This window comes from Pelagicoccus albus (assembly GCF_014230145.1).
GTDB lineage: Bacteria > Verrucomicrobiota > Verrucomicrobiia > Opitutales > Opitutaceae > Pelagicoccus > Pelagicoccus albus.
This window is the reverse complement of the sequence record NZ_JACHVC010000012.1, coordinates 680,587-695,596: the sequence shown is the minus strand read 5'-3', so window position 1 is coordinate 695,596 and position 15,010 is coordinate 680,587. Positions and strand designations below refer to the sequence as shown.

The 15,010-nt window shown below is 51.3% G+C and carries 16 protein-coding genes; 10 read left to right on the top strand and 6 right to left on the bottom strand.

The features are described from left to right. Positions 1-102 precede the first annotated feature (102 nt). From H5P27_RS12665 to H5P27_RS12630, 8 genes are all read left to right on the top strand, one after another. Positions 103-2,019, top strand: coding sequence for an AMP-dependent synthetase/ligase (locus H5P27_RS12665; RefSeq protein ID WP_185660767.1), 1,917 nt, complete (start codon positions 103-105; stop codon positions 2,017-2,019). A 147-nt stretch (positions 2,020-2,166) separates the two neighbouring features. Beyond that, on the top strand, positions 2,167-3,513 hold the full coding sequence (locus H5P27_RS12660) for a Gfo/Idh/MocA family protein (RefSeq protein WP_185660766.1): 1,347 nt from the start codon (positions 2,167-2,169) through the stop codon (positions 3,511-3,513). 37 nt (positions 3,514-3,550) lie between these two features. Continuing rightward, positions 3,551-4,084, top strand: coding sequence for a hypothetical protein (locus H5P27_RS12655; protein ID WP_185660765.1), 534 nt, complete (start codon positions 3,551-3,553; stop codon positions 4,082-4,084). An 18-nt stretch (positions 4,085-4,102) separates the two neighbouring features. Beyond that, a complete protein-coding gene (locus tag H5P27_RS12650) occupies positions 4,103-5,434 on the top strand; it encodes a Gfo/Idh/MocA family protein (protein WP_185660764.1) in 1,332 nt (443 codons plus the stop codon). A 12-nt stretch (positions 5,435-5,446) separates the two neighbouring features. Then, positions 5,447-6,094 (top strand): discoidin domain-containing protein, encoded by a 648-nt coding sequence (locus H5P27_RS12645; protein WP_185660763.1) that lies wholly within the window; start codon positions 5,447-5,449, stop codon positions 6,092-6,094. 31 nt (positions 6,095-6,125) lie between these two features. After that, positions 6,126-7,619: a glycosyltransferase family 39 protein gene (locus tag H5P27_RS12640; RefSeq protein ID WP_185660762.1), complete on the top strand. Its 1,494-nt coding sequence runs from the start codon at positions 6,126-6,128 to the stop codon at positions 7,617-7,619. After that, a complete protein-coding gene (locus H5P27_RS12635) occupies positions 7,603-8,490 on the top strand; it encodes an FAD:protein FMN transferase (RefSeq protein ID WP_185660761.1) in 888 nt (295 codons plus the stop codon). The genes H5P27_RS12640 and H5P27_RS12635 overlap by 17 nt, the downstream gene beginning before the upstream one ends. Beyond that, positions 8,490-9,221, top strand: a complete 732-nt coding sequence (locus H5P27_RS12630) for a glycosyltransferase (RefSeq protein ID WP_185660760.1) — start codon at positions 8,490-8,492, stop codon at positions 9,219-9,221. Before H5P27_RS12635 ends, H5P27_RS12630 begins: the two co-directional genes overlap by 1 nt. Before the next feature lie 61 nt (positions 9,222-9,282). Here the strand turns inward: H5P27_RS12630 and H5P27_RS12625 are convergent, their stop codons facing one another. Together H5P27_RS12625 and H5P27_RS12620 are read right to left on the bottom strand one after the other, a co-directional pair. Continuing rightward, positions 9,283-9,741 (bottom strand): DoxX family membrane protein, encoded by a 459-nt coding sequence (locus tag H5P27_RS12625; RefSeq protein WP_185660759.1) that lies wholly within the window; start codon positions 9,739-9,741, stop codon positions 9,283-9,285. A gap of 80 nt (positions 9,742-9,821) precedes the next feature. Then, entirely contained in the window at positions 9,822-10,754 is a 933-nt protein-coding gene (locus H5P27_RS12620; RefSeq protein WP_185660758.1) for a bile acid:sodium symporter, read from the bottom strand. Between the two features lie 148 nt (positions 10,755-10,902). On the opposite strand from H5P27_RS12620, the gene H5P27_RS12615 reads away from it, so the two are divergent. Next, the gene (locus H5P27_RS12615; RefSeq protein ID WP_185660757.1) at positions 10,903-11,376 is read left to right on the top strand and encodes a hypothetical protein; all 474 of its coding nucleotides are present in this window, start codon (positions 10,903-10,905) and stop codon (positions 11,374-11,376) included. Position 11,377: 1 nt separating this feature from the next. Here H5P27_RS12615 and H5P27_RS12610 read toward each other — a convergent pair whose 3' ends face one another. Genes H5P27_RS12610 through H5P27_RS12600 form a run of 3 tightly spaced genes read right to left on the bottom strand, consistent with a single transcriptional unit; the run spans position 11,378 to position 13,496 of the window. After that, positions 11,378-12,607 (bottom strand): LysM peptidoglycan-binding domain-containing protein, encoded by a 1,230-nt coding sequence (locus H5P27_RS12610; protein WP_185660756.1) that lies wholly within the window; start codon positions 12,605-12,607, stop codon positions 11,378-11,380. A 7-nt stretch (positions 12,608-12,614) separates the two neighbouring features. Further along, a complete protein-coding gene (locus tag H5P27_RS12605; RefSeq protein WP_185660755.1) occupies positions 12,615-13,193 on the bottom strand; it encodes an SET domain-containing protein in 579 nt (192 codons plus the stop codon). An 18-nt stretch (positions 13,194-13,211) separates the two neighbouring features. Continuing rightward, on the bottom strand, positions 13,212-13,496 hold the full coding sequence (locus tag H5P27_RS12600) for a DUF167 domain-containing protein (RefSeq protein WP_185660754.1): 285 nt from the start codon (positions 13,494-13,496) through the stop codon (positions 13,212-13,214). Between the two features lie 73 nt (positions 13,497-13,569). Here H5P27_RS12600 and H5P27_RS12595 point away from each other — a divergent pair, with 73 nt between their 5' ends. Then, complete coding sequence (locus H5P27_RS12595) at positions 13,570-14,034, top strand: hypothetical protein (RefSeq protein ID WP_185660753.1); 465 nt, start codon at positions 13,570-13,572, stop codon at positions 14,032-14,034. A 51-nt stretch (positions 14,035-14,085) separates the two neighbouring features. Here H5P27_RS12595 and H5P27_RS12590 read toward each other — a convergent pair whose 3' ends face one another. Continuing rightward, positions 14,086-14,913, bottom strand: a complete 828-nt coding sequence (locus H5P27_RS12590) for an HDOD domain-containing protein (RefSeq protein ID WP_185660752.1) — start codon at positions 14,911-14,913, stop codon at positions 14,086-14,088. Positions 14,914-15,010: the final 97 nt, after the last annotated feature.

Genomic DNA, 15,010 nt, shown 5'->3' with positions numbered 1-15,010 from the left:
TTGTCCCGTCGCGCGATTAAATAAGCGAGGCTTCTGACTTGAAACAGAAGCTGGCCCTGCTCACAGATAGACCTTTTACCCCCTCTCTCTTTCCCCGGCATTATGAAGTTCAAAGGCGTAGTAGCAGACAATCTAGCGGAAATTTACCGTCTAGCTGCGGATCGGTATGAGGATCTGCCAGCATTTGCTGCTCGGCTGCGTAAGGGGGAATTCAAGCCGGTAAGCTATCGGGACCTGTACGATTTCGGGCTTTATCTCGGCTCGGCTTTGATTGAGCTAGGGGTAAAATCGCGGGATCATGTGGGCCTATTGTCCGACAATCGGGTCGAATGGAACATTGCCGATTATGCGATTCTGATGTGTGGAGCCGCTGACGTGCCGCGGGGTACGGATGTCACGAATCAGGAAATCGAATACATTTTGCGTCATTCCGATTCGAAGTTGGTGTTCGTAGAAAATGCCAAATTGCTGGAGCGGGTAATCCGTATCATGCCGAAGCTCGACCGGGTCGAGCACTTGGTGCTGATGGACCCAGACGCCAAAACACCCAAAGGGGTTCTAAGTCTCTACGAGCTGGTTGAGCGCGGAAAAGTCCTCCGAGCAGAGGGAAATCGTGAGATCGAGGAGCGAATGGCGAATATCCAGCCGGACGATCTATTCACTCTGATCTACACCTCGGGCACGACTGGCACTCCAAAAGGCGTCCAGCTTACCCATGCGAATATGGCTTCGCAGGTGCGAAACCTTCCTTTTCCGCTCGAGCCTGACGACAGGATGCTATCGATTTTGCCCATCTGGCATAGTTACGAGAGGATTTTCCATATGATCGCGATCAGCAATGGTTGCTGCACCTACTTTACGAGCCTGCGCACAATCGCCGACGACTTGAAGGCGGTGAAGCCTACGATCATGGCTTCGGCGCCTCGGCTTTGGGAAAATCTCTATTTGCGGATAATGAAAAATGTGCGGGAAGCGCATTGGATTCGCCGCGGTTTATTTAAGGCGGCTTACTTTTCGTCCCGCATGGTGAAAGGTTCGGTATTTTTCTTCCAAGGCAAGGAGCTTGATTTGCACGGGAGAGGATTCGGGGAACGGGTCGTCAAGGGCTTGCTGGGAGGCATTAAGATTTTGTTTTTCACCCCTCTCTACATCGCTTTGAACTCGGTTGTATTGGAGAACTTGAGACAAGTCGTTGGTGGCAGCTTCAAGGGCACCGTCTCTGGGGGCGGAGCGTTGCAGCCCCATGTAGACGAGTTTTTCAACTACATTGGCGTACCGGTGCAGGAGGGTTACGGTTTGACAGAGACCTCTCCTGTGGCGGCAGTTCGTACCATCCCGAAGCTTGTGATTGGTTCGGTCGGGCCGCTTTATCCGGAAACCGAACTGAGAATCGTTGATCTGAACAACGGAGAAATCCTGTACCCGAATAGCTCATTGAAGGGGGACGGACGAGGCTTGAAGGGCGAGATCCACCTGAAGGGGCCGCAGGTCATGAAAGGTTACTACAAGGATCAGGAGTCGACGGACCGGGTATTGCGGGACGGATGGTTCAATACCGGCGATATTGGCATCTACACGTACAATGACTGTCTGAAAATCGTAGGCCGATCCAAGGACACGATCGTATTGTTGAATGGAGAGAATTTGGAACCGATTCCTATCGAAGCTCAGCTCTGCGAATCACCCTTGGTGGATCAATGCATGGTTGTCGGGCAGGACCGGAAGCACTTGGGAGCTTTGATCGTTCCCTCCTTGGATGGATTCGCGTCTGAAGGGATCAAAGCGGCGGATCTAGAGGAGCTCTCGGCGCGCAAAGAAGTGGCCCAGATGATTCGGGCAGAGGCCAAAAGGCTGATCTCGGATGAGAACGGCTTCAAGAAGTACGAGCATATTCACGACCTGCGTTTGTTGCGTAAGCCTTTCGAGGTCGGGGAGGAGATGACGAATACCTTTAAGATCAAGCGGCATGTTGTAGACGAGAAGTATGCCGACTTGATCGATCAGATTTTCGCTGGTTAAGGCAGCCGGTATTAATGTCTGCTCGATAGGGTGAGTCGATTAATTCGATCGAATCGCTAGGTTTCGGGTTGGAACCCCAGTCGCCAACTGTTTTGCTTAGGGTAATGGCGAGCGGCGTTAGGGCCGTTGGCTTAACCCCCATTGCCCATGACCCCGATTTCACGTCGCGATTTGATAAAGTCCGCTGCGGTCGCAACCGCTGGAAGCATCGTCTTTCCGAACATTTTGCTAGGCCAGTCAGGCCAGTCCGCAAATAGTAAGGTCAACCTCGCCTTTATCGGCGCGGGAGGGCGAGCCACCAGTAATATCCAAGCCCTACAGGGAGAGAATATTGTCGCATTGTGCGATGTGGATGAACAGCGGGCAGCGGAGATGAGGGAGTTCGTTCCGAAGGCGAGGTTTTTCAAGGACTATCGCGTGATGTTGGATAAGATGGCTTCGGAAATCGACGCGGTAGTGATTACGACACCGGACCACATGCACTATCCGATCGCCAAATGGGCTTTGGCCCACGGGTTTCATGTATACTGCGAGAAGCCGCTGACTCGTTGTATCTGGGAGGCGCGAGACCTGATGAAGAGTGCCAAGAAATCTGGCCTCATTACTCAGATGGGAAACCAAGGACATACCTTTTCGGGGCTGCGGTTGATTCAGGAATGGTACGCTGCTGGTATTTTTGGAGAGGTTAAAGATGTCTACCACTGGACAAACCGACCCTTCTGGCCGCAGGGCTACCTGGGCCGTTCAAAGGATCCGGTGCCCGCTCATGTTGACTACGATCTTTGGCTAGGAGTCGCTCCAAAGGCTAGCTACTCGGGAGCGATACTCCCCTTCAATTGGCGGGGATGGCGGGATTATGGATGCGGTAGCGTTGGAGATATGGCCTGCCATATCATGGATTCCTCGTACAGTGGCCTAGGCCTTGGGTATCCAGAATGGGTTGAGGCGCAGGGGACTCGTTTTAATGAGAATACCTTTCCATCGGCCATGACTGCTCAGTTCGGTTTTAAAACGAAGAGCGGTAAGGAGCTGACCGCTCACTGGTTTGAAGGTGGCCCGCGTCCACTTGGCATTAAGAATGTCCCAGCAGACTTTTTTAGCAGCGATCAGTATGGCAGAGATACTGCGAATGGCTCTTTCATCGTAGGCGAGGACATCACTCTCTACGTCGACACCTACTCGAGCAGTGTGCGCGTATTCCCCGATGAGAAGTTTCAGGAGATCAAGCCGAAGCTTCCGCCCAAAACATTGCCCCGAATCAAAGGCGGGCCGCAGAAGGAGTTTGCGAATGCGATTCGAGAAGGAGTCATGCCTGGCTCCAACTTCGACTATGCTGCTCCTTTCACCGAAGTCGCGTTGCTGGGCAATGTAGCTCTCTTTGCGGGGGAACGGATTTATTATGATCCTGCCGAGATGAAGGTAAGTAACGTGAAGTCAGCTAACAAATACCTCTACAGCCTTTACGAGTACAACAGGAGCTTCCTGCCATCCTGAATTTGCCCCGATCGCCAACGGTCCACCTATACTGAACATGAAAGAAGAAAACGCTGGAGAAGGATTCCAGATAGATAGTTGCGGAGCGTCTTTGGCGTTCCTCGTTTTGAGGCTTTGGCTTGGAGTTCGCTCGCTTTTGACTGGCCTGGAAAAGTTCGCTGGTTTTGAAAAGAAGGAAAAGCCGCTTCTCGATGAGTTTGGAGAGCCAGACATCAGTGGAGCGATGGTTGCTGTCAAAGAAAAGGTGTATGGGTTTTCCCATTACCATGGCTTGCCGAAGCCACTTTATGACAAATTTGCGGACGAGCCTTTGATGCCACTGTGGATGCTCGATCTCTATTCTGGCGTCCTCGGTTATATCCTGCTGGCTTTGGGAATCACCCTGATTGTTGGAGCCCTTCCTCGAATAAGCCTATTGGCGAGCGGCTTGGTCTACACAAGCCTCTCGGTTGGGTTGATCCTTCTGAATGAAAGTGGAGGAATCGCCTGGTTGGGCATCCATGTGGTGTTGGTCGCTCTCGCCCTCTTGCTGGTTCGCTACAACAAGTACGCATTCCTAAATAAATGTTAGTTAAGAAAGATCGTCCGCATGACTGATTATCAAGATAGCCGTTCCATTTTTCGTAGGGATTTTATTAAGACAGGTTTGGTTGCCAGTGGGGGAATCCTAATCGCTCCTCACCTCGCTAAAGCTCAAGGTTCACCCAATGGGGAGATAAACATAGCTTTGGTAGGACTGGGCGTCCAAGGCCGTGTTCTGTTGGATTCTATGCTTAACATTCCTGGTCTTCGTTTCCGGGCCGTGTGCGACATATGGGAATATAGCCGGACCTACGGATTACGAAAGTTGGCCAAGGAAGGGTTCGAAGTGAATGTCTACGAGAATATCGAGGACATGCTCGAAAAAGAGAAGGATTTGGATGCGGCAGTTATTGCTACACCCGATCTTTGGCACTCGCGGCATGCCAATTTGTGTCTTGAAGCGGGGCTCCATGTTTATTGCGAAAAGATGATGGCCCGTACTGTAGAGGAAGCCCGCTCTATGGTGCTTACTGCCAGAAAAACAGGCAAGCTGCTTCAAATAGGGCATCAACGAAGAAGCAATCCTCGCTATCAGCACGCCTACAACAACCTCATCAAGAAGGCTAAAATTCCGGGGCGAATTACCAATATCAACGGTCAGTGGAATCGTGCTGTGACACCCGACGTCGGTTGGCCCAAGAAATACGCTATAGACGATGCGACGCTGACACGATATGGCTACAAGGATATGCACCAGTTTCGCAACTGGCGTTGGTTCAAGGATCTCAGCGGTGGGCCAATATCTGATCTGGGTGCCCATCAAATCGATATCTATAATTGGTTCCTCGATGCGTATCCAAAAAGTGTATTCGCTTCGGGTGGGGCTGATTATTACCCGACCCGTGAATGGTATGACAACGTGATGGTGATCTACGAATACGATACCAGTTATGGTCCCGTGCGGGCTTTCTACCAAACTCTAACCACTACCAGCGCAGGCGGCGGATATTGGGAGTACTTTATGGGAGACGAGGGAGCCATTAAGTTTTCTGAGAACCCAGCTCTATCAAAGATCTTCCGCGAAGAGCGAGCTCCGGAATGGGAAAAGTGGATCGACTTGCATTATCTGACACAAGAGGAAGCTCCTCCTGCTCAAGAGGCCGATAAAGTGGATGTTAGGGAAACGGCTCCGCTGGCTAAGTTTGATATTCCCATTGTCTTAAATAAGCCTCCCCATCAGCCGCATCTTGAGAACTTCTTTGCAGCGGTTCATGGTGATGCAGAACTAAACGCTGACGCGGAACATTCGTTCAAGAGCGAAGTTGGGATTTTCAGAGTGAATGAAGCGGTCGAGGCGAAGAGCGTTCTCGAGTTCTCACCTTCCGACTTCGAAGTGTAAGTACTAGCGATTATGTATAAAAGAATTCTAGCAATCATAGCTGTATCAAGTTTTTCAGCACTAGCCATAGCTGAGAAATCTCCTATTGAGCTGGAGTATCCAGCTCCGTTTCTCTCCGGCACTCCGGTTCCAATCGTCCTGCCAAATCTTGAGTCCGCCGACACGCCACCTCCCGTTGTCCTTGCTCCTGACGGAGTCGAGAACCTCGCTTATGGCAAAGAAGTTACTTCAAGTGACGATTTTCCGATCATCGGAGAGCTTGAGTTGCTCACTGATGGAGACAAGGAGAGCGAGGAAGGTTACTTTGTGGAGCTCGCACAGGGACTACAGTGGGCTCAGATAGATCTCGAAGAGGAGGCCACCATTTATGGAATCGGCCTTTGGCATTTTCATTCTCAGAAACGTGCTTATGTGGATGTTGTTATCCAGGTTTCGAATGATGAGTCCTTTTCTGGTGGAGTGGTAACCTTGTATAACAACGACCATGACAATTCGGCAGGTTTTGGGGTCGGTAAAGATATGGCTTACATCGAAACCAACAAAGGTAAGCTAATCTCTGGCAAAGAAGCGAAAGCGAGATACGTACGTTTGTATTCAGATGGTAATACAAGTAATGAGATGAATCACTACGTAGAGGTTGAGGTGTTTGGTTCCTATTAGGAGAGTAATTAAGCTGTTCTGGATCCCGGCTTTGATTACGCTGGGGTTCGCTTTGTGGCTGCGAATCGAGAGTTCGCAGCTTCGTCTTTTCCATGCGGATGAGGGAGTGCAATCTTATCAAGCGTGGCGTTTGATCGAGACGGGAGAATATCGTTACGACCCGACTGAGCATCATGGACCACTTCTCTACTATTTGACGGATTGGTTTTCTTCGTTGCTGGTCGATGATTCTGCGGAGTTGAACGATGCGTCCATGCGTTGGATACCGATTGGCGCAAGTATTCTAGGCTTAGCTCTCGGGCTTTTCGCTTTGGGCAGAAAACAAAAAGGCAGGGCTCTCGTGTGGGGACTGTTGATCGCAGCTAGTCCACTTTGTGTGATCTATGGAGCTTATTATATTCAGGAGGCGATACTTGTCAGTCTTACCCTAGCCTTGTTTTTGACGCTTCAACTGTACCTCAAAAAGAACTCCATCGGACCCGCGATATTGGCAGGTCTCCTGTTCGGGCTGATGCATGTTACTAAGGAGACGGCAGTTATTCATTTGTTCGCTTTAGCTAGCTCGGTGGTTTGCATTCGGTGGATACAGGGGGATCTGTCCAAGGTGTTTCGAGTTAGTTCGCTTCTTCACCTCTCGCTTGCGACTGGGATTGTCGTCGCCTTGCATTGTATATTCTTTTCATCGTTTTTCGAGAATCCGGCTGGGATAAGCGATGGCATCAAGGCCTTCTTCAATTATGCGGAGCGCTCCGAAGGAGCAGGACATGAGAAGCCATTTTTCTATTATTTAGAAATCCTCTCTCCTCAGACCGTTGAAGGCGTAAAGTGGGGGGAGGGAGTCTTTTTACTTTTATGCGTGTATGGTTCCTTTCTGCTATTGCGGCGAGTCAAGGTGGATGCTCTAGGAGCATCGATTTGCCTTTCCGGTTGGGTGATGCTGCTTCTGTATAGCTTGATTCCCTACAAAACGCCATGGCTCTTGCTTACGCCGTACTTGTTTTTGAGCTATGGAGTCGCGACGGCTGTCGCCGATACGATTAAGTTGTTCTTTCAAGAGGAATGTTGGGTTAGGAAATTGGCAGTGGGTATCCTTGGATTTACTATACTGTCGCTGCTCGGATGGGAGCTAAGGGGAAATCTGGAAAAGGCTGTATTCAGATACGCGAGTGCCTCACGAAATCCTTACCTCTACATGCATACCAGCCCGCGTTACGAAAAGCTATTGGAACGAATTGACTCGGTTGGTGACGATGTTTCAATTTCGGTTGTTAGCCCGGATGCGGCTTGGCCTCTGCCTTGGCATTTGAGGACCCGGACCAAGGTAGGTTTTTGGTCGGATCTTGAGGGTTATCGAACGGGGCGTGTTGATATTATAGATACGCGGTTACTCGACGCTAATCAGCTGAATGGGGAGATAGGCGAGTTTTGGGAGTTGCATGGACTGCGCCCAAACACCTTGCTTGCTTTAAGGGCCGACCCCGAAGTCGCTCGCCTTTGGATCCAAGCCGATGTTGAAGATCAATAGAAAGGAAGGTTTATCTGAGTTCAGGCATCAGGCTATGGCGACTGATCTGGTACTTTCTACGGGTGGAGTCGATCGCGACTATGCGAGCCAGGTGGCACAGTGCTTTTTTGGACGGATCGACGAGATCGAAAAAAAGCTAAGTTTGTATTTGGAAAATAGTGACGTAACGCGGATTAATCTCTTGGAAGTCGGTTCGCGAACGAAAATTAGTACAGAGTGTATCGAGTGCTTGATGCTTGCCGTACAGGCTAGCTCGGTGACGAGACAGCGGTTTCATCCCATGCTTGGCACGCTGGCCCTGCGAGAGAAAGGTGAAGTACCTCCATATTTAAGACACATCTCTTTGTCGGAAAAAGAGGAGTCTTTTGACGAAGCCCTGGAGATTGATCCAGCAGGACGGACTGTTTTGAAGTGTCGAGAAGGAGTTCTTCTGGATTTAGGTGGGATTGGTAAAGGCTTTGCTTTGGATGAAGCTATGATGGAAATCGAGGATTGGGAAGTGCCTCAGATCTTGGCGAATTTTGGCGGGAGTACTCTGCTCTTTAAAAACGCAAACCGAGATGACCCTTGGAGTGGATCTCTAGATGGAACTGAATTGGAGCCCTTTTTTAATGGAGCGATTTCAAGTTCCGGTCTTGGTTTCCAAAGAGGGCACATAGTGTCTACCAAAGACAGAGTGGTAGAATGGAAACGAAGCTACTCCCGATGCGAGTCAGCGGGATTGGCTGACGCTTTGAGCACAGCAGCCTTTCTGATGGATGAGAAGGAATTGGCAGAATGTTCTTCAGTGAATTCAAGCTTCGACTTGGCTGTTGTTGGAGAGAACAGAAGTTGGGGAATGGATACGTTTAGGAAGTGGATCGGGACGTGATGGACTGTTTTTTAGTGGTTCCCTGCTTGAGGGAGAGTGGCCGAGTTGAGGGCTTCTTACGCGAGCTCTGTGAAGAGGTAAACGCATCTGAGTTGTCTATTGGTTTGCTATTGGTGGACGATGGATCGGGGCTCTCCGAAGTCGAGGCACTGCGGCGCATTGTTGCTAGGCTGCGAAATGACTACCCTTTTTTGGAGGAGGTGTATGCGATGCAGAAACATCTCGGAAAAGGAGCGGCTATTCGATCGGGTTGGCGTTTAGCTCCGAGTGATTCCGTGCTGCTTGGGTTCGTTGATGCGGATGGATCGGTGTCGGCGAGCGAGACCGTACGAGTTTTACGGGATGCTCTGGAGGAGAAGGATCTGTGTTTGGTAATGGCGAGCCGTAGGGCGGTAGGGGCTAAGGTTGAACGATCGGGAATTCGAAAGTGCGTGGCGGCTGGGTTTGCTGCGATGGTTAAGCTCGTCTATGGTGTCGGGGTTTTGGATACGCAGTGTGGCTGCAAGTTCGTGGATAACGCTTGGTTTCAAGCTTACAGTCTGGAGTTAAGGGAGCTGGGTTTTGGCTTCGATTTGGAGCTGATTTTGAAGGCTCGTGAAACCGGTTGTCCCATGCGGGAAGTAGGCGTGGTTTGGACGGAAGTCGAGGGAAGCAAAGTCGGATTATCGACACTATGGAATCTTGGTAAGCGGGTTTTGTTGCGGCGTATTGGGCAGACATCCGAAAAATAAAACGCCCCGATCCAATTGCAGATCGAGGCGGAGAAATCTGAGGTCTCAGGCTTAGCCGTTTCTAACGCAGTGCTTCCAGCTTGTTGTGTCGAACGAAGTAGAGTGCTGCGGAGGTGAAGAGGAGGTAAAGGCCGATATCGTCTACCTTGGAATTATCACCCAGTACCATTTGGCCATACGCGAGGGAGACAAAGGTTAGAGCGATCAAAGCGAGGACCCATTTGGTTTTTACTCCGACCAAAAGCAGGATGCCCAAGACGATTTCGACGTAGCCAATGCTGTAAGCGTAGAGGCTTATCAAAAAGCCAGGGATATCTGTCTTTTCGAAGGCTCCAATGATCCAAGTGGCGAACCCGTCGTAATATTGGGCAAAGGCGTAGTCACCCTCTTGGGTTTTGAATTTTCCGAGTCCGGCGAGCAGAAAGCGGAGTCCGATAAAGAGTCGCAGCGAGATGAAGGCCCAGCTTTCTGCTGACCAGTGTAGAGGCGACCCGCCGCGTTGCGTGGTCTTTCGTGGCATGTGGGGTATTAGGGGGTTGGGGTTGTTCGGCGAGCGGAAACCATTTCCGGATTCCGAACGCGAATTAGGGATATGGCAAATCAGGGTTTAATGCTTCCCTGAGTGAAGAGGGTGTTTTTTACCTCGTCGTTTTCGGTATGAAACCATTCTGCATGGGCTATCCTTCGCATGAAGTAAGTGACCACCGTGGAGGTATTGACGATGAAAAAGGAGTAGAGGAGAGCGGGCCAAAGGATCTGGTTGGCCAGCTCTTTGTTGTCCCGAAAGGTGAGAAGGATGATCGCGAATGCGAGGGGCCCGTTTTGGATGCCCGTCTCGAGCGAAACGGTGCGACAGCGACGTCGACTTAGCCCGAGCAGGCGGCTGAGCCAATATCCGAAGAGAAAACCTCCCAAGCCGAGTCCTATGCTGGTGAACAGGATCGAGGGATCGGAGCTGATCATTTGATCAAAATTCCGGGGTAACCAGCTCACGATGAGGAAAAGGATCACGATGATGCCCAAAGCTGATCCGGTATCCTCCATGTTTTTGGCCCAACGTCGGCTTTTGTGGTGTAGATACATTCCGCCCGCCACGGGTACGAGGCAGCCGAGTAAGGAGACGATTACCTTGCCGGTATCGACCTGCAGGTCACCGGCTTCAAAGGGCCCTGCGTATACGGTGAGGAGGATCGGCATCGCCACGAGGGCTGCCCCCGTGGTGATTGAGCTTAGTGAAATGCTAAGGGCTAGGTCTCCTTTAGCGAAGTAGTTGAAAAGGCTGGAGGTCGTGCCGGAGGGGCAACATGCGACGATAATGATTCCAACTGCCCAAACATTGGGCATTTCGAAAAACTTAGCCATGCCGAAGGCCAAGGCCGGCATAATGATGTATTGGGATAGGAAGCCAACTAAGACAGGTTTGGGCGTTTTGATGGCGCTTTTGAAGTCGCTCAGTGAGAGGGAACATCCAAGCCCAAACATGATAACGACAATCATTGCCTTGAGGAGGCTTTCCTCGAGCGGGGTGATCATTGGTGGCGTAAGCTATTGATTGCCATCTGGTTTTCCAGAAAATAAATGCCGCAGACAGCTGTTTCATCGCCTCTCATTCTAGGGGCGAATCCGGGGAAACTTGGAGGATCCCCTAAAATATCTGCTCTGGACGACGATTAGGGGAGTAATGAACCGACTTCTTCTCATGGCGGCGTTGGCTATTGCTTGCGTTTGCACGGCTCGGGATTTTGAGCCAGACGAGGAAGAGATCTCAAATCACCGTAGGGAGCTCTTCGCTCTCGCTCGCGATTACATTGTAGAGACTTTCAATTTGGATCTAACGGATGAGTGTCACTTCAATCCGGTTCGTTTCAATTCCAATGGCGTTTGGGGCAATTTTGATGCTCGTATCAAGGAGCTCGGAGCCGATCGTTTCGAGGTAGAAGGGTGGGTCAGCGCCAAAGGGCACGATCGCAACCGTCTTCGCTGGAAGGTGCACATTCGTTATGGAATGAGTGATCCCGAAGCGTGGCGCTACCACAAGATTGGCGAGGATTTGACGGTGAAACCAACGATCCTTGGTTGGAAGCTTGGCGACTATAACAGCGTCAGCTACAAGGCGGAATACGATCCGCAGTTTAGCATCAAAACCTTCCGCTGAGCTAGCCGCCCAGTTTCTTCTTGAAGGCGGCGGTCGGGAAGTACTTGCCGGGGCAGAGCGTATGTTTGGGGTGGATCAAGGTATGCGTTGTGACCCGTGCCACAGGTACCTGCGTATTTGCCATGAGGTAGCGAACCAAGGCCTCGAGCGTAGCCATTTGTTTGGCGGTCGGCTTTGTTTTCGAGAAGTCCCCGACCAAGCAAATGCCGATGCTAATCTGGTTGAGGGTATAGCTGGCCAGGTGCCCGCCTTGTATCTGGCGTTTCCATCGGTCTCCGATGGCTAGCTCTCCATCGCCCATCCCGTTGCCGTTGCCGATGACGAAGTGGTAGGCGAGTCCGTTGACCATGTTTCTCTCCTCGCGGTGGAAGCGGTCGAAAGCCTTGGCAGATCCGGATTTGGAGGCGGAGTGATGAATGACGATGTGTCTCCACTTATCCTTGTTGGGCCTCGTTTTCCTCAGAGCTGACAGATCGCTGGTGGATAATTGGGGAGCTCCGCGACTTGTGGTGATGCCGGCGTGGGACGGTATCTTTATGACTTGCCCGATCTTTATTCGGCTCGGATTGCTGATAGAGTTGAGGCTGGTGATCGTTTTCAGCGCGACTCCATAATCACGGGCGATGTCGGAGAGGCTGTCACCTCGACGGATGGTGTAGTCGATGTACTGTGGTTTGCCGTCCGGGATCCTGAGCTTTTGGCCGACCGAAATCAGATTCGCATCATCGAGATCGTTGGCGCTTTTGAGGGCTTGTACCGAAACCTGATAGGCACTGGCTATTTCCGTAAGAGTTTCGCTGGCTTGCACCGTATGCTCACCGGTGGATGAGACGGTTACGTTTGGGGCGGCGGGTTTTGCAGCCAAGCCTGGGATTACAAGAGTTTGGCCGATACGTATGCGGTTTGCATTGGTGATCTGGTTGGCCGTTTTTAGTTCCTGGATCGTGACGCCATATCGTTTGGCTATCTCGTCTAAGGTTTCTCCGGACCGCACGGTGTGCTTGGCTCCGGTCGCGACTGAAACGCCTGGTATCGTGAGTTTTTGGCCGATCGAGATACGATTGGCGTTCGTGATATTGTTCGCGTTTTTTATCTCCTTAACGGAGACCCGATACAGATCCGCGATCTCGGCGAGTGTCTCTCCCTTGCGGACGCGATGCTCGACAGCGGCGCTTGCGACTTGACCGGTTAAGGCAAGGAGAAGGGCTACGACTGTGAGGATCTTAGGCATGGGCGGGTTAGCTGGCCTTTTTTTTGCGGCGCTTTTTGAGCTTTTTCAATTTGTCCCAATCCTCCTTGCGCACGATGTGGCCAACACAGTTTTCTGACCCGCAAAGACAAGGGTGCTCTTTCCAGTGTTCCAAAGCATACCCGTAGTCGAAAGTGATTTCGTCGCCCTCATTTATGTCGGTCAGAGAAACAAGCCAGATCTCGCCCTCGACGTTTTGTGCTTCGCAATTGGGGGAGCAAGAGTGGTTGGCTAGCCGGGCGATGTTCCACTCGAAGTTTCCGTCGATATCAGTCTTTTCGTCCAATTCGAAGATGTAGACGGCTCCGACATCCTCTTCCAGGGATCGTTCGTGCTGGGAATTGGCTCGACGGGTAGATTCCTTTTTTTTGATCAGCTCGCCAAGGTACTGAATGACGTACTCGCCCTCTGGGATATCAGAAGCGGCGAATAGTCCACGATTGTGGATTGCGGATTCTGAGGTTCGCACGTAGGGAAACTCGGGTGGCTCTCCGTTTTCATCGAGTCCCAGGTAGACGGGAGCCTTCTTCTTCTTGGTTGATTTCTTGGTTTTGGAATCTTTGCCCATTTTGTTGGAGAAGGTGGTTCAGGGGCGAGGGATCTGTTGGGATTGGCTAGAGGAGAGACGTTCGAAAGCAATCAATTTCTGTCGGCTGGTTTCGCCTCGCACGATCTTGATTTGGTTTTTGGATACGCCGACTTGTTTGGCGAGAAAGGCAATCAGGGCTTTGTTGGCCTTTCCGTCTTGGGGTGGCGTTTGGATTCTTACCTTTAGGGATCCGTCTGCCTGCCAGTCTGCCATTTCGTTGCGCGAAGCGTTCGGGACGACTTTGACCAGCAGGGTTTCAGTAGTGGTGGAGGAACTCGGCATGAGTAGTGGAGTCCTTATTGGGCGCTTGCCTTTCTGCGGCGATCTAATTCTTAAAGGGTAGAGGGAAACGATCATGTTGAACCAGAAAAACAGAGAACCGAATTTTATCGAGAAGCGCCGTCAGTGGAAGAGCAAGATGGAGAAGCCGCTCTCCCGCCGTACTTTGATGATGATCCTTCCGGCTCTGATCCTTAGTGTCTTCGTCATGATGTCGGCTCCCTACCTCAAGATTATCATCGATGAGTTTCTCAACAAAGGAACGGAGATGAGCACGCCGATGGAGCTCAATATCGCGGACGAGAAGAAGGTGGAAAAGGAAGGGCCTCCTCCTGATCCGGATGCCGTACTTCGGCAAGAGTACCGCGACAAACTGGACGCGGAAGGTTTCGATTGGCGGAAGAAGCCCGAGTTGGAGATGGATCCAATCAACTTGGCCGAGGAGAAGCCGATCGATGTGAAGCCAGTGGATGTGGAGCTTCCCAATACGATGACGGAGCTTCAGTCCCGATCTAAGTCGGGTGAAACTCCGTCGCAGTGATGTCAGTGCCCAGCTTGAACAGCTGGCAAATTCACGGTAACGATTAGCTCATCAACAGGCAGTATAATCGCCCTGTATGATAGAGTCCGCCTGGTGGAGGGCGTCGCTAACGTCGGTTACGATATTCCACAACGTCTGTTCTCCTTCGCCGAGCAAATTCAGAACAAGAAGGTCTGGTCCGAGAGCTTGGTCTGGGACTTCGTCCACTTCTCTGATCACGCCGGTGATCCATTTGGATAGATTGAGAAGGCAGGCCAATTTGCCCGTGGTTTTGCAATCCAAGGGGGAGTACTGGAAGCGAATCGGATCGATCAGGCTGGTAGGCAATCCCCACTCTTTGAGCATGCTGTAGCAGAGACCGGAGCGGTTGTACATTTGCAAACGGTTGTTGATGTGGTCGAACTCTGGAGCGGATTCGATCTCCTCATCGTCTTTGCTGACGACGGCTTCCGCTAAGGAATGAATCAAGCCAATAGCGTATGCTTGGTGTTGGTCCAAATTGTGTTTATCGGCGAGAATTTCCATGCAGATTGCACAGGTAATGGATCGCTTCCACAAGTCGGTTGGGAAAACGCGATCCTCGCTGCCTCTCGGATAAGAGTAGAGCCCCAGCAGATCGTACATCCGCTGGAAGCCGAGAGCCGTGAGCGCTTCTTCGAGACTGGTATACCCTTCGGGCTTTCGGTCTGGCAGGAGATTCGCCTCCCTTAAAATTCTGGCGGTGAGAAGGGGTTCGAGTCGTACAAGGGGAACGATTTCATCTGGGTTCACGCTACCCTCGGCCACTATAGCTCTGAGGCTCTTTCCGATTCGTGCTGCGGGGTATAGGGTTTCGAACCTTTTTTGAAGATCGTCTAGGGTCGGATTGACTGGGTCCATGCACTGTCAATTCGCCGGCAAGGCCTTATTGTTTAGAGTCTTGGGGCGGAATTGGTAATCAAGCTCAGCGGGAGGGTTTTCAAAGCCGTAAGTACCC